Here is an 18,067-nt window from a genome sequence, read left to right on the forward strand (position 1 = left end):
TTATGGATAATGTTGTATCACAACAAGTTCCTCACGATAGTGTAGCCGAAAAAGCGGTCCTTGGGGCCGCTTTTTTAGACCCTAGTACTTTAGGAGAAGTTAGTGGGATTATCTCAGCAGACGACTTCTATACAAGGGCAAATCAATTAGTTTTTGCAGCAATGCTTGAATTATTTGAAAATGGTGAGGGAATTGACCCGATTACTTTAAAAAATAAATTAGAACAAGAAGATCATTTAGAAGATATTGGTGGGATAAAGTATATCACGGATGTGTTAGTTACAAAGACTACCACAGTTCATAGTAACTACTATGCTAAAATTATTAAAAATAAATCCCTCCTGAGAAAGTTGATTGATACTAGCCAAACAATCATTCAAACTGCTATGGATGAAAAAGATGAAGTTGGAGATATTTTAGATGAGGCCGAAAGTTCAATCCTTAAAATATCCCAAGAAAAAAGTACCACTGACTTCAAAAAAATTGGTGAAGTAGTTAAAGAGACAATTACGCAAATTAATGAACTCTCAGAAGCAGAGGGAGGAGTAACAGGACTGCCAACTGGGTTTACAGAACTAGACAGAATGACGACAGGTTTTCATAATGATGAATTAATTATTTTGGCGGCTCGTCCAGGGGTAGGTAAAACTGCTTTTGCCTTAAATGTGGCCCAGTATGTTGGGTTGCATGCTAATAAGACAGTAGGGATGTTTTCGCTAGAAATGGGTGCTGATCAATTGGTGCAAAGAATGATTGCTTCAACTGGATTGATTGATTCCCAACATTTAAGAACTGGTAATTTATCTCAGGAAGAATATCAGAACTTTTTTTTGGCAACTGATAAATTAGCTCAAACGAACATCTACATTGATGATACTCCCGGTATAAAAATTAGTGAATTGAGTGCTAAAGCAAGAAATTTAGCTAATAAAAGTAAAGGGAACTTGGGCTTAATCGTCATTGACTATTTACAGTTAATTGAGGGTCCAAGAAGTGAAAGCCGTCAGCAAGAAGTATCAGCAATTTCGCGTCAATTAAAAAAACTTGCTAAAGAGTTACATATTCCAATTATTGCTCTTTCCCAGTTATCCCGTTCAGTGGAGCAGCGGCAAGATAAAAGACCGGTTTTGTCAGATATTCGTGAGTCTGGATCAATTGAACAAGATGCAGATATTGTTGCATTTTTATATCGTGACGATTATTATCGGGATGAACGAGAAGATGGAGAAAGCGAACCAGCACAAGAAAAAGATAGTGGTGAAGTAGAAGTAATTATTGAAAAAAAACCGTTCTGGTAGTCGTGGAACGGTTAAGCTGATGTTTTCTAAGCCGTTTAATCGTTTTTCAAATCTAGATACGCATCATCAACTAAATGAATAAAGTGTTGTAAGCGGTTAAATTATAGGATATAATAATTTTTTAGAAAGAAAAATAAAGCGAGGTACAGGAAAATGGCAGAAGAATTTTTATTAGGAAGCATTGAAGCGGGTGGAACAAAGTTTATTTTAGCGGTTGCTGATACTGAAGGAAATATTAAGGCACAAAAGCGAATTCCTACCGAAGATCCAGAAACAACTATCAAAAATACAATTGAATTTTTTAAGCAATACCCAATTAAAGCATTGGGAATTGGAACATTTGGTCCAATAGATATTGATAAAAATTCTAAAACTTATGGTTACATTTTATCGACTCCAAAACCTGGTTGGTCAAATTTTGACTTAAAGGGTAGTTTAGAACGTGGCTTAGATGTACCTGCTTATATTACAACTGATGTGAATTCTTCTGCTTATGGTGAGTATATCGCTCGTGGAAAAGATAATAACAAAACAATTGTTTATGTAACAATTGGAACAGGTGTAGGTGGTGGAATTATTCAAAATGGCCACTTTATCGGAAAAAATGCTCACCCAGAAATGGGACATATGATTGTAAAACGTCATCCAAAAGATACTTATGAAGGTTACTGCTTATTCCATGGGAGTGCTTGTGTTGAAGGGATGGCAGCTGGTCCAACTTTAAAGGCCCGGACAGGAATTCCTGGCGAAGAGTTGAAGCGGGACAATGAAGTATTCGACTTTGTTGCATATTATGTTGCTCAAATGCTTTATAACGTATATATGAGTACTAGAGCTGATGTAATGGTTGTTGGAGGCTCTGTTTTAAATGAAGAGGATTTAAAACAAGTAAGAAAATACTTTAAAGAATTTAATCATGATTATGTTGAAACTCCCGACTTAGAAAAATTAATTGTGCGTCCAGCAGTTGAAAATAATGGTTCAGCTACTTTGGGGAATTTTGCCTTAGCTAAAAAAGCATTAGAAGACTAATAAAATAAGACTCTTGAGAATTCTCAAGAGTCTTTTTGTTACACGTGAAACTATGAACCATCATAAGAGTCAAGAACAATGGGACCATTGGCAGAGTCATTAGATAAAGTTTGTAAAGCTTCAACTTTATGTACAAAGGGAATATGGACACGTGTCCGAGCAATTGCAACAACATCAGAAATGATTTTGTTGGCAATTAAACGAATTTTAGGATCTAAGGTTAAATAAGCATGGCTAAATTGAATGGCTCCCCGTAATTTATTAGCGGTTAATTGATTAAATTCAGTAATGTGTTGATCTTCTAGTGCTGAAAAAAGAGCAAGCCAGAGTGATTCACGTTGCTGACGTGGAATTTGAGTATTCCAACTAATAAAACTATGACGAATAACCCGACTAGCGGTTGTTAAGCCAGGAGCTAATACAAAACCATTTCTAGCAATTTCCCAGCGTCTAGGATCATGTTGGCTCATCATATGGGCCTTACTTTTAACTACAATCGTTCTTTCAGGGTGATCAAGCATCATACCAAAGATAGATCCTTCTGGAACATAAGTAATCATTTTAGGAATAACACGTTGAAATTCAGGCAGAGAGTATGTCTCTTTCATAAATCCAGGCCCATCAAAGCTATAAGCTTTAATTACTCGATCTTGATCTTTAATTGATAGGTTAGTAATAGAGTAACTAGCAAAATTACCACCTTTTGAGTGACCAGTAGTAATAATTTTACTATTAGGATAAAGGGAAGCGATATGGTTCAGATATTCTCCAGCAGTAGATTGACCACCGACTTCAGGTTTGTAACTCATATCAATATCTTCTGTAATTCCAATCATACTTCCATCGGTACCGCGGAAGCTGACTAAAATAACATGCGGAGCAATACGTAAGGTAGCGGCAGTGAATTGGATAGGTGGATTTTTTTGCATTTTATCTGACCAATCTAGAAAGGTAATATCCTTATAGCGATTACTAATTGGAAGAAGTTGCAGTGCTAGGTTATCATTATTACTAAATTGGTAAGGTTTAGCTCTTTTATAGTAGAGACGTTCAGCTGCTTCGCCAAGAGTGTGACCGGCAACTGATTTATCAAAAGGAAGATAGGCTAGTGTTGCAAAAAAAGCAGCATCAAGGCTATTAAATGGATCTACATCAAAAGAGAGATCCCCACGCCAGCGAACGTAGTCTAGTAGTTTTGCCATCAAACCATCCTTTCTTTAAATTTAGACTATTTATATTTAGGTCATGTCTTAATTGTATAATGCAATCGGTTGAAAAAACATCAAAAGGGCTTGTGATTTTCAATACAAAAGACCCATAACAATTGTCATGGATCTTTTGAGTTTATTTTCCGCCTCGATTATAAGTAATTTGTTCAATTGCTGGATTTTGTTCGAGGGCTAAAATGATGTTGTTTTCATCCTTTCGATTCTTAATTACTCCATCAACATGTACTACAATATTTTCTGAATTTAAATTAAGAATTTTGATAGAAACTTGTTCGACTTCGTTTTCTTCGAGTTGTTTTTTTAGATCCTCTAAAAATGTCTCGCTGTATTTTGCTTCAATTTGAACATTGAATCTAACATGAAGAATGATGAAGTTGATGAAATTATCATCGTGAAAAATAATTTGAATTACAAATAAGAAGAATGTAGTTACAACACCTAGAATATATAATCCAGCACCAATTGCCATTCCGATAGCAGCAGTAGCTAAAATACCAGCTGCTGTGGTCAAACCTGAAACTTGCTGTTTACGAACTAAAATTGTTCCGGCACAAATAAATGAGATACCAGTAACAATTTGTGCTGCAATTCTTGAGGGATTTAAGATAATGTTTTGCGTAGAAAGCAAATCATAAAATCCATATTTAGATAAAATCATGAATAAAGCAGCAGCTACAGCAACTACAATGTGGGTTCTCATCCCAGCACTTTTTCTTAAAGTGGCACGCTCATAACCAATTGCGCCTCCACAAAGGGCAGCCACAAGCAAGCGGAGTAACCAGTCTAGCTGTGTGGCCATAGGAATTAATTTATCCAAAAAATCTCACTCCTTTTCTTAGAATACTCTCTATATTGTATCCTATTTTGGAAAGTAAAAACGATTAAATTTAAAAATGGTTGTTATATAATTAAGATTTTAACAATAAAATTTAAAATTATATCTTGCAAATAATTTGGCCTTTAGATATAATATTAAATGTAAAATGTTGCTGACTTAGCTCAGTTGGCAGAGCACGTCACTAGTAATGATGAGGTCGAAGGTTCGAATCCTTTAGTCAGCACTATATAAATTAAAACTCAGTCAAATGACTGAGTTTTTTTGTATAAAAAAAGAAAAAGTAATCAAAACTACTTTTTCTTTTTCTTTTTAGCCTCTGTTCATGAAACTAAATTCTTTAAATAATTATTTTCTTGAATTAGAGCATTAATTTGTTTTCTTAACTGTTCCAGTTCAGTTCTTTCGCTAGAAGAAAGTGATTGGACAGGAGTTTGTTCAAGAGCAGGACGACCACGCTTTTTAGTGGAATTTAATAGTTCTCCCTTATTTAGAAGTCGTTGCCATTGATAAATAATTGATGGACTTGAGATACCAAATTTGAGAGCAGTTGCTTCATAAGTAGCTTCATTATCTTTCTTCCATTGAAGTACTTTTAATTTGAAGTTTTTATTGTAGCCCTTGTGGTTACGCTTTTCTTTTAGAGCACTTGCGCCATGGGCTTTATATTGTTTAACCCAAAATAGTAATTGAGCGTTAGTTCTAATATTGAGTTCATCAATTATTTTTTTACTACTTTCTCCATTTAAGTATGATTTAACGGCGCTAAGCTTTTGCTCATAACTAACTTTACTCAAGTTAAAAATCCTTTCTAAATATTTGTACTTTCTTTTCTCTATCTCTTTTATTAACTTTGAATTGAAATTGATATTATAACTTCGTTTCTTGTATGGAAGTTACTCGATATTTATAATATAAGGGACAAAGGTAAAATAAACGTAAACTTAGAAAAAATAAAAAATAAATTATGAAGATATTAATAGCAGAAGACGATAAAAATATTCAAACACTGTTGAAAGCTTATTTAGAAAATGATTATCAAATTGTACAAGCTATTGATGGTCAAGAAGCTATAAATTACTTGGAAAAGTATCCAGTTAATCTTTTAATTACAGATATCATGATGCCGAAGGTATATGGTTTTGAATTAGTAAAGAAAGTTCGTCAGGCAGGATATGATTTCCCAATTATGATGTTAACCGCTAAAGATTCAATTCAAGATAAAACAATTGGTTTTGAAAATGGTGTAGATGACTACATGACTAAGCCGATTAATTATCAAGAATTAAAGTTGCGTTTAGTGGCTTTAATTCGAAGAGCTAATATTCAACATCCCCAGCAATTAGAAATTAAAGATATAGTGATAAATAAACAAACGTATAAGTTAGTACGTGGAAAAGAAGAAGTGGAATTTTCTAAAAAGGAATTTAAATTGCTTTATAAGTTGCTTTCCTCGCCAGACCAAATTTTTACTAAGGAACAATTGTTAGACGCAGTTTGGGGAAGGGATTCATTCAGTACAGAAGATACTGTTAAAACTCACATTAGTAAATTAAGAAAATTATGCGCTTCATATGAAGATGCATTTAAAATAGTTACTGTTAGAGGATTAGGTTATAAGGGGGAAATCATTGAAAAATAAAAGTACTTCTTTCTCTTTTTTAATAGTTGTTTACTCTGCATTTCTTGCACTGGTAGTAGCACCATTATTTGGCGGTGCAGTGGGAGTATCGGTGTATACGGGTAAAAGTCCCCATATTATTGGCTGGTTAATGATTACTCTATTGTTTGTGCTAAGCTTTATTGTGAATTATCTTGTATTAACATATTTATTTACTTACGTTAATAAACTGACACAAGCAATTAAACAAGTGGCTAATGGTGATTTTAGGATAAGATTAGAAAGAAATAGATTTAATCCATTTGACTCAACTTTTTCTGACTTTAATCATATGGTTTCTGAATTAGATAGCACAAAAGTTATGAAGGAAGATTTTATTAGTAAGTTTTCTCATGAATTTAAAACTCCAATTACTTCAATTCATGGTTTTGCAGATTTACTTTTAAATCAAGAATTATCAAAACAAAAGCAAAAAGAATACTTGAAAATAATTGCAGAAGAATCGAATCGTTTAAGTCAACTTTCAACACAAATAATGAAACTAACGAATTTAGAAAATAAAAAAATAGTAACAAATAAGAAAAAAATAGAAGTTGACGAATGAAGTGCCTCATAATTGTTAGACATAGATCTAACGATTGTGAGGTATTTTTTATGACTAAATATTCTAATGGGTTCAAAATTAAGATTGTTTCTGAATTCTTTAATCATCAAGATTCAATAAAGGGATTAAGTAGAAAGTACAATATTCCTTACTCTATGGTATATAAATGGATTCATCAGGCTGATGAAAATGGCCTTGAATCTCTTAAAATTAAACATAAGAAGATGAACTATTCTCCTGAGTTTAAGTTAAATGTGGTACGCTATTATTTAAATAATCCTAATTTAGGAATAACTCCGGTAGCTGCCAAGTTCAATATAAATTCTTCTCAGGTTTACACTTGGGTTAATAAATTTAAAAAAGAAGGTATGGCTGGTTTACTTCCTAAGCAGAAAGGACATCCATCCAAAATGCCTAAGAAACCTAAAAAGAAACAAGCTCAAAAGATAAAACTTAGTGAGAAGCAAAAATATGAAGAGAAGATTATTAAACAAGAAGCGGAAATCGAAAAATTAAAACTGGAGAATCTTGTCTTAAAAAAAGTGGCTGCCCGTTATCCTCGCTATCCAACAAAGAAAAAACGCTAATTATCAAGGATATTCGGGCTAAAGTGCCAACTGTAAAGCTGAATACCTTATTTAGTCTGCTTAAGCTTAATCGAAAAACATATTATGATAACTTAAAAAATCGAATTAATAAGTGCGATAGATACGCTAAAGTTAAGAAAGAAATTAATCATATTTATTATGATGAAAGTAATGAAACATACGGTTATCGGCGTATTTGGGGCGCTTTAAAAGATACTGGTATCAATCTTGCTAAGGAAACTGTTCGTAAAATTATGCGTGATATGGGTATTAAAACCATGATTTATCATAAGAATACAGCTAAGTACAGTTCTTATAAAGGTAGCGTTGGCAAAAAGGCTCCTAATATTCTTAATCAGATCTTTGATGAGACTATCCCTTATAAGGTCTTGCATACCGATGTAACAGAATACAAATTAACTAATGGCAAAAAAGTCTATATTTCACCAATAGTTGATGAAGCATCTCTGGAAATACTGGCTTGTGCAGTTAGTTACTCTCCTGAGATGAAGACTATTTATAGGATGCTTGATGAACTTGAAGTAAATTTACCAAAAGATGCACGACCAATTTTACATTCTGATCAAGGTTTTCAATATCAAAATGCTGGTTATCAAGCCCGTCTTAAAGAAATGAATATTACACAAAGCATGTCTAGAAAAGGAAATTGTCATGATAATGCGCCAGGTGAAACTATATTCAACCTAATGAAAAGAGAATGCCTAAATCGACTTAAGATTGGCTCTCTTGAAGAGATGAAGCAAGTGTTAAGTAAGTATGTCACTTGGTTTAATAATATTCGTCGTTCCAATAAATTAAAATACACGACTCCTGTAAAATACAGAAATCGTGTATTATCAAGTATTTAAAATTTTATAAAGTGTCTAACTTTCTTATGGCACTTCAGAAGAGTTGCGAAAAGTCCTCATTTCTTTATTTGCGACTATTGAAAAAAAGAAACTTAAGTATAAGGTAAATTTAGAAAAAGTAACTTATTTTACAGATCCAGAATTGTTAAAGGGTGTCTGGGTTAATTTGTTAAATAATGCAATTAAATTTGCTCCTGAAAAAGGAACTATCTTTGTAAGTTGCTATAAAAGAGATAAGCAAGTTGAAGTAATTATTGGTAATAACGGGGAAAAGATTAATGATAAAGAAAAAGAAAAGATATTTGAAAAGTTTTATCAAGGTGATCACCCTAAGCAATCTCTTGGTTTAGGATTAGGTTTAACAGTAGTCAAGCAACTCCTAGAGATTCTAGGGGGGGAGATAGGTGTCATGTCAACATATGATGGTATAGAAGGAACATTTTTTAAGGTTAGGTTAGGATAATGATAAAGTGAAAAATAAGAAAAAATTGTATTCAAGATCAGCAATAGGATACTCAGTAATAATTGCTTTTATAGCAGTAATCATCATTGATCTACTACTATTTTTCTGGGTACTTCATGCGCCCTATGGCTTGATGCCTCCTGGTACAGCACCATTTGTAGTTGGAGCGGTGGCAACCCTTCTTTTGCTTATAGTTATTTTTATTGCAGTTTATTTAGTGCTAAATCCCCTTATTAAGGCTTTAAATAAGTTAATTAAGAGTATGCAAGAAGTAGCTGACGGTAATCTTTCAACTCGTTTAGAAACTAATTCTACTAATTTATTAAACAAGGCTTTTGAAAACTTTAATAAAATGGTAGCTGACTTAAATGGGCTAGAATTATTAAAAGAAGATTTTATTAGTAAATTTTCTCATGAATTTAAAACACCAATTGCATCAATTAATGGCTTTGCTCAATTATTAACAGATCCAAATATTCCAGTTAACAAAAAAGAAGAATATAGTAAAATTATTGCTGAAGAATCAGAGAGGTTAAGTAAATTATCTGGGCAAATAATGTTGCTTACTAACTTGGAAAATAAAACAATTATTAGTGAAAAAGAAAATGTAGAAATTGATGAGGAGCTAAGAAAGGCAGTTATTTCGCTGTTACCAAGTTTAGAAGCTAAAGAACTATCTTATGAATTAAAAGAACTATCTTATGAATTAGATGTACAAAAAGCTACTTTTTATTCGAACGCAGAATTATTAAGAGAGATATGGATTAATTTGTTAAACAATTCTATTAAATTTACGCCTAAAGGAGGAACGATTTTTATAAGTTGTAAAGAAAAAAGAGGAGGAAAAGTTAGTGTAATAATCGGTAATAATGGACCGATAATAGCTGAAAAAGAAAAAAATAAGATTTTTCAAAAGTTCTATCAAGGTAATCATGATCAGAAAAATCAAGGCTTAGGACTAGGTTTAAGTATTGTTAAACAAATTTTAGACTTAGTAGGTGGCAAAATTACCGTTAAAACTAGTTATAAAAATATCTCAGGAACTTTCTTTGAAGTAATTTTGTACTAACCATGCGAGAACTAAAAAATACAAGTCTATTTTTTAAAGTTAAAATTGCTAAAATATCCTTATAATATTTCAAAATTAAGAGAGGATTTTAACAATGGGATATTTGGAATTAGCAATTGCGATTGTAGCAGAAGTAATTGGGACAAACTTCATGAAAGCGTCAGCCGGATTTACTAAATTATGGCCTTCAGTTATTACTGTTATATCGTATTTGATATGTTTCTATGCCTTAAGTCTTTCTTTGAAAACTTTAAACCTAAGCGTAGCTTATGCGACATGGGGTGGAGTTGGAATAATTTTAACTACAATTATTGGGATTATGTTTTGGCATCAAAACATTTCTTTAGCTCAGGTAGTAGGAATTACCCTGATAGTGATTGGGGTAGTAATTACTAATCTATTTTCCACTGGACATTAAAAGCTTTAGCTTGAAAGTAAGCTAAAGCTTTTTTCATCTATTCATTTTAATTAACTGTATTTTTTGAATAGTATCTTTTTACTAAATATAAAATAGGGAGACCAATAATAACCATTCCTAGGAATAAACCAACGCCAGCTGGATCGTTGATAATTTCACTTACTATGATATAAAGACCACCAAGAATAGCAATAATTGGAACAAGAGGATAAAGAGGTGTACTAAAAGGTCGATGATTGTGTTTCTTTCTTAAAATGAAAATCCCAAAAAATGCTAATATGTAAAAGCAGTAGATAGTAAAGACACATAAATCTGAAAGATGATCTGGATCGAAAAAAATCATCATTAAAGTAGCTAGTCCGACAATCAAAGCAGTAGCTGTTAAGGGAGATTTACCCTTTGGAGTTAAGTAGGAAAGAAATTTTGAAAAAGGGATGTCTTTTCTTTCAGCCATGGCATAAACAATTCTAGGGAAGGTGATAATTTTTCCATTTAAAGTTCCCATCATTGAAACGATAATTCCTGCAGTTAGAAGTTTACCTCCAATTTCACCAAAAGCTTTGGTAGCAAGATAAGCAGTCGTATTTTCACCAAGTCTGTGGATCATATCAACAGGAATAAATCGCAAAATCCCCGCAGTAATTAATGTATAAACAATTAATACAGCGGTAATTCCCAAAATAATAGCTTTAGGTAAAACCTTTTGAGGATTTTTCATTTCACCACCCAATGTGGCAATTAAAATCCAACCATCATAACCAAAGAGAGTTGCTAAGACTGCTACCCCAAAGCCACCGCTGGTATGGTTGATTTGGCTAAGTGTTTGCCCAAAGGCGTCTTGTTTACCCCAAAAGATACCAAAAATAATGATTGCTGCAATTGGAATCATTTTCCCGATTGTCGTAATCACAGAAAAAGCAGATCCAACTTTGTTATCAAAAAAGTTAAGAATTCCAATAAAAATAATAGTAATGAGAGCTAAAGGAATACGCCAAGCACTTGAGAGACCAAAAAAGTTAGCCATTAAGATACTCATAAAACCAGCAACTGAAGCAATAATCGCAGGACCGTAGACAATCACTTGCATCCACCCTGCTAAAAATCCAGCAATACGACCGTAGAGACGCTCGATATAAACGTAAAGTCCCCCAGTGTAAGGCATTTGAGCTCCAATTTCTGCAATAGTGAGTCCGCCAGTTAAAGTAATAATTCCTCCCAAGACCCAGGCGAAGATTGTCATTGTAGAAGTTTTAGCACTATCTAAAACAGATGCTTGTTTAAAAAAGATTCCTGATCCAATAATTGTTCCAATTACAATTGATAAGGCTGACCAAAAGCCAATTGAACGCTTAAGCTTATCAGCAGGTGGTTGATTATTCATTTCGATTCCCCCTAAAAACAAAAGAAAAAGCCCAATTCACTACTTCACTTAAAGTGATGAGAGTGAGTTGGACTTAAAAAGTTATTATTTTCAGCACACCAAATCACTCAATCCCATTAGAGGAGATTGAGGAGGAAGATGAATTTACATGATTTATTGTGTAATTCATAAGTGTACCTCTTTAATTTAAAAATCTTATAAGAAAAGAATAGCATGGATGAAATTAGATTGCAATTAACAAGTTGATCTTGCTAAAAGCCCCCCACTTGTTTAAAATAAAAATACTATATAAAGGAGAAGACTAACAGGAAAGAATGAAAATACAAGAATTAATTATTAGTATAGTTGGAGCAGTAGCAGTTATAGTAGGATTAAAATCCCATGCGGCTACATATTATGACCGCATTAATCCATTTGCGGTACAAACAGTTAGCTATGCAAAAGTAGAAAAAGGCACACAAAAATATCATAATGTTCGTATTATTGATCCTGTCACTAAAAAGGTTCGTTCTTACAGTTTAAGTAATGTTGGTGGTTATGATCCAGATGAACAATACATTAAGATTAATCATAAAGGCCAATATGTAAAGGAAATTCGTTACATTTCTAAAAAAGAATTTGAAAAATAATTATGAAGTCTCACTTTCATCAAAGTGAGACTTTTGATTTGTAAAATGATAAGATATAAAAGAAAAGCGAAGATATAAATAGATATAAAAAGATATAAAAGAAAAACAAAGATATAAATAGATATAAAGGAGATACTAGTGCATAATCCATTTAATCCTAGTTTTGGGAAAATTCCCCCAGTTTTATTAGGAAGAAAGGAAATTCAAGAAGACTATTTGGAAGAGTTAGATAATCCGAATACACCGTATCAAACAGCAATTGTTTATGGAATGAGGGGGGTAGGAAAAACAACTTTTTTAACGGAAGTAAGTCAAAAATTATCTAAAAAAGAAGATTGGTTAGTAGTAGATTTAGCAATGGGTAATAACTTGTTAGAGAACTTAATTGATGATTTGTATCGAAAATCTACTAATAAAATAAAAAAGATTTTGGATACATTAAAAGGAATTAGTTTTTCAGCTGTAGGATTACAAATTTCTGCTTCTTTAGGTAAGCCGACAGTTTCAACTTATCAAGGTATCTTGCAAAGCATACTTATGACTTTAACTAATCAGGGAATACACGTATTGATTACAATTGATGAAGTGAAAGCTACAAAAGAATTACGGTCTTTTGTCGCATTTTATCAGTTATTAATTAGGAAAAATCTTTTTGTAAATTTGTTAATGACAGGCTTACCAGAAAATGTTTCTGAATTACAAAACGAAGATGTACTAACCTTTTTATTAAGAAGTCCCAGAATAGGACTTTCAGCACTAAGTCTTTTTGAAATTAATTTGGCTTATAAAAAAGTTTTTTCACAATCTGGAATTGAGTTAAGTGATGAAGTGGCAGAGATGATGACTAAAATGACTAAAGGATATTCATATGCATTTCAATTGCTTGGTTATTTGGCATGGAAAAAAGGAAAAAAAATAGGGAAAGTGACGGCTGACGTGCTGAGTGATCTTCTTCCAACTTACATAGCTGAATTAGAAAAAAATTCTTATACAAAGATTTATCAGGAGCTCTCGGAAAAAGATCAAGAATTTTTGCAAGCAATGGCAATGATGGATGAAAATGTTGTTTCAGTAACAGAAATTAGAAATAAGCTAGGAAAAAGTAGCGGTTATATTTCCATGTATCGTAGACGTTTGTTAGATGCGCAAGTAATTGAAACGAGAGGATACGGGAAAATTACCTTTACCTTGCCGTACTTTAAAGAATTTGTAAATGAGATGGAAAAATTTAAATGGTAATAGGAATAAAACTACTTACAATTCATAAGCAAAAAATTATCTTTTTTTATCATTGATGCGTTAAAGTAGTAATGTAAGATTTTACGCAAAGAAGGTAATAAAATGATTAAAGTCGGAATTATTGGTGCTTCTGGAATGGCAGGAAGTGCAATTTATAAATTAGCAAGTAAGCAAGAAAATCTTGAAGTAACTGGAATTGTTCGTAATAAGGACAAAGCAGTAAAGGTATTAGGAGCAGAAGCCAATTTATTAATTGGGGATGTATTATCAATGGATGCTGCGCTTTTACAGGATTTTGACGTATTAGTAGATGCATTTGGAACTGCCCCAGCTGATGCAGGGGAGCAAGTTACGCTTGCTAAGAAGCTGGTAGATTTAGCCAAGGATCATGATGAACGAGTAATTTTCATCTTAGGTGCAGGAAGTTTACAAACAGGCGACGATCACCACTTGCTGGTAGAAGACATTGAAAAGATGCCTGGAAGTCAAGAATGGGTAAATACACCAAAGCAACAATTAAAGGAATTAGAATACTTACGTGGTGTAAAAGATGTAGATTGGGTAGGAATTTCACCATCAATGGAATTTGAAGCTGGTGCTGAAACCAAGTTTAAGCTTGGACATGATGAATTATTATTTAACGATGCCAAAGAGTCCAAGGTAACTTCTGGAACGATGGCACGAGTAGTAGTAAATGAAATTTTAGATCCTAAGCATCATCAAGAAAGAATTACTGTAGTAAATGAATAATGGAAAAAGAAGCTGAGAGGCTTCTTTTTTAGTAGGAAAAGTAATAAAAGTATATATTAATAGTTTTATGTAAGCGGTTGCATAAAATGCGAAAAAGGAATATATTATAGTTGTCAAAGGGAAATAATTATAATATAGAGGTTTTAAGAATGAATAATAAAGGGAAAAAAGCATTACCAACACTAGCTTTTTCGTTGTTAATGTTAATGACATTTGGTAATTTAGGAACTTCGATGGCATTTGCCCTTCAAAGTTCAAACATGGGACGTATTTTTCAGACATTGGGAGCCGACCCAACAAAATTAGGGTATTTTTTCATTTTACCACCGCTTGCTGGGATGATTGTTCAGCCATTGGTAGGCTATTTTTCTGATAGAACTTGGATTCCTAAACTAGGTCGTCGTTTGCCTTATTTGATTATTGGTACAGTAGTTGCAGTGATTGTGATGTGCTTATTACCAAATTCTGGTTCTTTTGGTTTTAAAACAAGTACTGCTTTGTGGTTTGGTGCAGTATCAATTTTGTTCATGGACCTTTCTTCAAATATGTCTATGCAACCATATAAAATGATGATTTCTGATATGGTTAATGATAAGCAAAAAGATACAGCTTGGTCATGGCAAACAATTTGGGGAAATATTGGCTCAGTTGCGGCAGATTTATTCCCATTTTTCTTAACATGGGTTGGGGTAAGCAATATTGCTGCTAAAGGAGCACTTCCAAACTCAGTTAAAATTTCATTTTACTTGGGAGCATTTATTTTAGTTATTTCATCTGTCTTCACAATTATGAAAGTTGATGAGTATGATCCAGAGACTTATGCAAAATACCATGGTTTAAGCAAGGATGATAAAATTAACGAAAACTTTTTCACAATTGTTAAAAAGGCCCCAAAGGTATTTTGGACTTTAGGTGTGGTAGAATTCTTTGCTTGGGCAGCTTTCCAATACTTAACTACTTATGGTACAGGTGCAATTGCACAAAATATTTGGCATGCTTCTAATCCAGCAAGTGCTGGTTACCAAGCAGCTGGTAACTGGTTTGGTGTATTATCAGCAATTGAAGTTGGAGTAGCAATTATTTGGGGACTAGTTTTAACTAAGTTAAATGATAAGATCCGCAAGCCAGCTTATTCATTTGGAATGTTAATGGGGGCATTAGGCTTTTGGGGGTTATCAGTTGCACCAACTAAATTTTTATCTGTTGTTGCATTTATTGGAATTGGAATTTTCTGGGTTACTATTAACTCTATTCCTTTCACCATTTTAACTAATGCCTTAGATGGGAAGCATGATGGAACTTACTTAGGCTTATTTAACTGCTGGATTTGTTTACCTCAAATTGTAGCATCTGTAGTATCATCTTTACTATTTCAAGTATTTGGTAATAGTTTTTCTCACATGATCTTAGTTTCAGGTATCCTTTGCTTAATTGGTGCCTTTGCAGTTTATATTGTAAAAGAAACTTCAGTAGAAAAAGGAGATATTGAGTAATGGAGTTAGCTGGAATTTATCATCGTCCAGAAAGTGAAATGGCATTTTTGTACGCACCTAAAAAGATGCGCATTAGATTAAGGACGAGTAAAGATGATATCAAAAATGTTGAATTAATTCATGGAGATCCTTATAGTTTGAGAAGTTTGGCAGGTATTGAGCCACCTTTTTATCAAAGTACTTCACGAATGAAAAAGATCTTAAGTGATGAGCTGTATGATTACTGGCAAATTGAAGTAACAGAACCTAAAAAGCGACTGGCCTATGCTTTTAAAGTTACAGATACTGCTGGTAGTGAGTTAGTTTATACCGATCGAGGATTTATCAAAATTGATGATAAAGAGCAACTTGATGATATGAATACTTATTTTAGAATGCCATTTTTTCAAGAAATAGATATGGCTAAGGAACCAGAATGGGTTCGTAAAACTATTTGGTACCAAATTTTTCCTGAACGATTTGCGAATGGGGATGTAACTAATGATCCTCAAGATACTAAAAAATGGGATCCAAATATTAATCCAGGGCGCCAGGATTTTTATGGAGGAGATTTACAAGGAGTTTTGGACCATCTTGATTATCTTAAAGAATTAGGGATAAATGGAATTTACTTTAATCCAATTTTTAAAGCTCCATCAAATCATAAATATGACACTGAAGATTATTATCAAATTGATCCCCATTTTGGAGATAAAAAGTTATTCAAAGAACTAGTCAAGCAAGCACATAAGCGAGGAATTCGGGTAATGCTTGATGCAGTTTTTAACCATATTGGTGACAAATCTCCGCAGTGGCAAGATGTGTTAAAAAATGGTGAAAATTCTAAATATAAAGATTGGTTTCATATTAATAAATTTCCGGCTACTTATACTCCAACTAATAATTTTGAGTTTGCTTTAGATGCGACTTATGATACGTTTGACTATACACCTCATATGCCAAAATTAAATACCGCTAATCCGGAAGTACAAGAGTACTTGTTAGATATTGGGGAATACTGGGTAAAAGAATTTGATATTGATGCCTGGCGATTAGATGTAGCTAATGAAATTGATCACCATTTTTGGAGAGAATTCCATAATAAAATGATTAAATTGAAACCTGATTTCTATATTTTAGGTGAAATTTGGCATACTTCACAAGCTTGGCTTAATGGGGATGAATTTAATGGCGTGATGAATTATGCGTATACCACAGCAATTTTGCAACATTTCATTGAAAAGAAATTAACTACTACTGAATTAGTAGAGCAGTTAAGCACTCAGTTAATGAAGTATCGTGATCAAACTAATCAAATGATGTTTAATGTTTTGGATTCACATGATACAGCACGTATTAAAACTTTGGCCCATAATAATATGGATCTTGTTAGACAAATATTTACTTTTACTTTTTTACAATCGGGAACACCATCGATTTACTATGGCACAGAATACGGGATGACAGGAGAAAATGATCCAGATAGTCGTAAGCCTATGAATTGGTGGCCTAACGAAGAAGAAAAGGATATTTTCAAATTTTTTCAATTATTAATTGAGTTTCGTAAGAAAAATTGGCAACTAATTTCTGAAGGAGAAATAAAGTTTACAGTACTAGATAATGGCTTATTAAAGATAGAAAGAGTACTTAGGAATAAAAAAATTACCGGGTTATTTAATACTACAAGTAAAGAGATTAAATTGATGAAAAAAGAGAAACCAATTATCAGTCAAAATTATCAAGGTAATGCGCTTAAAAGGGATGGATTTGTTATAAGTAAAAGAAAGAGCTAGTTGGCTCTTTTTAATCTTATTTTAATAAAAAACAAAATAATTGAGAGAGAGCAAAAGAAAGTTAAAATTAAGTCAGAAAATCAATGGAAATATACAGGTTGGAGATACCAACATTAGGTAAGAAGTTATGAAAAAGTTTTGGCAGAGATATACAATAGATGCAGCAAAGCAAGTAGAGAGTAAGTATTATAAGCCGTTAGTAATCTCTTTGATTATTTCTTTTATTTTGTTTATGATTTTCACTTGTATGCCTGGAAAAATAGCGAACATGCTTGCGTGGGGATTTGATGGCTGGGTGATCTTTATGTTTGAATATACGATGACTTCATGGTTATGCAGTAAAAGGGTCGTCTTTTGGTTAAGTGCAATAATCTCATTTATCTTAATGATTATTATTGGATTACTTTCGATTGTGTGGATGGTTATTGCAGGAGGATACATAATGAATTAAGTTTTAGAAGAGAGACAGATAAGTTTCTCTTTTTTTTTAATTTATTCTTGGCAAATAAAAAATATTTTGATATACTATTATTTGTTGAAAAAATGCTGACTTAGCTCAGTTGGCAGAGCACGTCACTAGTAATGATGAGGTCGAAGGTTCGAATCCTTTAGTCAGCATTAAATAGAATATAAACTAGGATTAACCTTTATTTGTCGATAGTTTACTAAGATAAATAAAGGTTAATTTTTTGTATATATTAAAACTACAGACAATTATTGCTTAGACTTTTTGTCATAGTTTTGTCTAATTTGATGATAAGGCATCAGTTGAAAAGAA

General features: G+C 32.7%; 17 protein-coding genes, 2 tRNA genes and 1 pseudogene. 16 read left to right on the plus strand and 4 right to left on the minus strand.

Features of this window, described 5'->3' with window-relative positions:
- Nucleotides 1-2: 2 nt before the first annotated feature.
- Together dnaB and FP433_RS00350 are read left to right on the plus strand one after the other, a co-directional pair.
- A pseudogene (dnaB, locus tag FP433_RS00345) lies at nt 3-1,380 on the plus strand (replicative DNA helicase).
- 71 nt (nt 1,381-1,451) lie between these two features.
- A complete protein-coding gene (locus FP433_RS00350; protein ID WP_265486751.1) occupies nt 1,452-2,330 on the plus strand; it encodes an ROK family protein in 879 nt (292 codons plus the stop codon).
- Between the two features lie 50 nt (nt 2,331-2,380).
- Here the strand turns inward: FP433_RS00350 and FP433_RS00355 are convergent, their stop codons facing one another.
- Nucleotides 2,381-3,532, minus strand: coding sequence for an Mbeg1-like protein (locus FP433_RS00355; RefSeq protein WP_265483755.1), 1,152 nt, complete (start codon nt 3,530-3,532; stop codon nt 2,381-2,383).
- A 142-nt stretch (nt 3,533-3,674) separates the two neighbouring features.
- Nucleotides 3,675-4,358, minus strand: a complete 684-nt coding sequence (locus FP433_RS00360) for an MgtC/SapB family protein (RefSeq protein WP_265484659.1) — start codon at nt 4,356-4,358, stop codon at nt 3,675-3,677.
- A gap of 189 nt (nt 4,359-4,547) precedes the next feature.
- On the opposite strand from FP433_RS00360, the gene FP433_RS00365 reads away from it, so the two are divergent.
- A tRNA-Thr gene (locus FP433_RS00365) sits at nt 4,548-4,620 on the plus strand.
- 97 nt (nt 4,621-4,717) lie between these two features.
- Here the strand turns inward: FP433_RS00365 and FP433_RS00370 are convergent.
- The gene (locus FP433_RS00370; protein WP_265483754.1) at nt 4,718-5,191 is read right to left on the minus strand and encodes a helix-turn-helix domain-containing protein; all 474 of its coding nucleotides are present in this window, start codon (nt 5,189-5,191) and stop codon (nt 4,718-4,720) included.
- A 170-nt stretch (nt 5,192-5,361) separates the two neighbouring features.
- Between FP433_RS00370 and FP433_RS00375 the strand changes: the two genes are divergently transcribed.
- The 6 genes from FP433_RS00375 to FP433_RS00400 all read left to right on the plus strand — a co-directional run bounded on the left by FP433_RS00375 (nt 5,362) and on the right by FP433_RS00400 (nt 10,025).
- Nucleotides 5,362-6,036: a response regulator transcription factor gene (locus FP433_RS00375; protein ID WP_265486752.1), complete on the plus strand. Its 675-nt coding sequence runs from the start codon at nt 5,362-5,364 to the stop codon at nt 6,034-6,036.
- Entirely contained in the window at nt 6,026-6,619 is a 594-nt protein-coding gene (locus FP433_RS00380; RefSeq protein WP_265486753.1) for a histidine kinase dimerization/phospho-acceptor domain-containing protein, read from the plus strand. The genes FP433_RS00375 and FP433_RS00380 overlap by 11 nt, the downstream gene beginning before the upstream one ends.
- Nucleotides 6,620-6,669: 50 nt before the next feature.
- Nucleotides 6,670-8,075, plus strand: a protein-coding gene (locus FP433_RS00385; protein ID WP_265486670.1) for an IS3 family transposase whose coding sequence is annotated in 2 segments (ribosomal slippage) — nt 6,670-7,150 and nt 7,150-8,075 — 1,407 coding nt in all. Because the reading frame shifts where the segments join, the coding sequence is not laid out codon by codon here.
- Nucleotides 8,076-8,118: 43 nt separating this feature from the next.
- Nucleotides 8,119-8,538 (plus strand): sensor histidine kinase, encoded by a 420-nt coding sequence (locus FP433_RS00390; protein WP_265486754.1) that lies wholly within the window; start codon nt 8,119-8,121, stop codon nt 8,536-8,538.
- Nucleotides 8,539-8,545: 7 nt separating this feature from the next.
- Entirely contained in the window at nt 8,546-9,607 is a 1,062-nt protein-coding gene (locus FP433_RS00395; RefSeq protein WP_265486755.1) for a sensor histidine kinase, read from the plus strand.
- A gap of 94 nt (nt 9,608-9,701) precedes the next feature.
- Nucleotides 9,702-10,025 carry a DMT family transporter gene (locus FP433_RS00400; RefSeq protein ID WP_265486756.1) on the plus strand — a complete coding sequence of 108 codons (324 nt, stop codon included), beginning with the start codon at nt 9,702-9,704 and terminating at the stop codon, nt 10,023-10,025.
- Between the two features lie 46 nt (nt 10,026-10,071).
- Here FP433_RS00400 and FP433_RS00405 read toward each other — a convergent pair whose 3' ends face one another.
- Nucleotides 10,072-11,406 carry an APC family permease gene (locus tag FP433_RS00405; RefSeq protein ID WP_265486757.1) on the minus strand — a complete coding sequence of 445 codons (1,335 nt, stop codon included), beginning with the start codon at nt 11,404-11,406 and terminating at the stop codon, nt 10,072-10,074.
- A 314-nt stretch (nt 11,407-11,720) separates the two neighbouring features.
- Here FP433_RS00405 and FP433_RS00410 point away from each other — a divergent pair, with 314 nt between their 5' ends.
- The 7 genes from FP433_RS00410 (at nt 11,721) to FP433_RS00440 (ending at nt 17,907) form a co-directional block, all read left to right on the plus strand.
- Nucleotides 11,721-12,035, plus strand: a complete 315-nt coding sequence (locus FP433_RS00410) for a hypothetical protein (protein ID WP_265486758.1) — start codon at nt 11,721-11,723, stop codon at nt 12,033-12,035.
- 138 nt (nt 12,036-12,173) lie between these two features.
- Nucleotides 12,174-13,274 carry an ATP-binding protein gene (locus FP433_RS00415; RefSeq protein ID WP_265486759.1) on the plus strand — a complete coding sequence of 367 codons (1,101 nt, stop codon included), beginning with the start codon at nt 12,174-12,176 and terminating at the stop codon, nt 13,272-13,274.
- A 102-nt stretch (nt 13,275-13,376) separates the two neighbouring features.
- Nucleotides 13,377-14,024, plus strand: coding sequence for an NAD(P)-dependent oxidoreductase (locus FP433_RS00420; RefSeq protein ID WP_265486760.1), 648 nt, complete (start codon nt 13,377-13,379; stop codon nt 14,022-14,024).
- Nucleotides 14,025-14,173: 149 nt separating this feature from the next.
- The gene (locus FP433_RS00425) at nt 14,174-15,517 is read left to right on the plus strand and encodes an SLC45 family MFS transporter (protein ID WP_265486761.1); all 1,344 of its coding nucleotides are present in this window, start codon (nt 14,174-14,176) and stop codon (nt 15,515-15,517) included.
- Complete coding sequence (locus FP433_RS00430) at nt 15,517-17,289, plus strand: glycoside hydrolase family 13 protein (protein WP_265486762.1); 1,773 nt, start codon at nt 15,517-15,519, stop codon at nt 17,287-17,289. Before FP433_RS00425 ends, FP433_RS00430 begins: the two co-directional genes overlap by 1 nt.
- Before the next feature lie 247 nt (nt 17,290-17,536).
- On the plus strand, nt 17,537-17,740 hold the full coding sequence (locus tag FP433_RS00435; protein ID WP_265483745.1) for a hypothetical protein: 204 nt from the start codon (nt 17,537-17,539) through the stop codon (nt 17,738-17,740).
- Between the two features lie 94 nt (nt 17,741-17,834).
- A tRNA-Thr gene (locus FP433_RS00440) sits at nt 17,835-17,907 on the plus strand.
- Nucleotides 17,908-18,067: the final 160 nt, after the last annotated feature.

The organism is Lactobacillus sp. PV012, assembly GCF_014522325.1.
In the GTDB taxonomy this organism is placed as follows: domain Bacteria; phylum Bacillota; class Bacilli; order Lactobacillales; family Lactobacillaceae; genus Lactobacillus.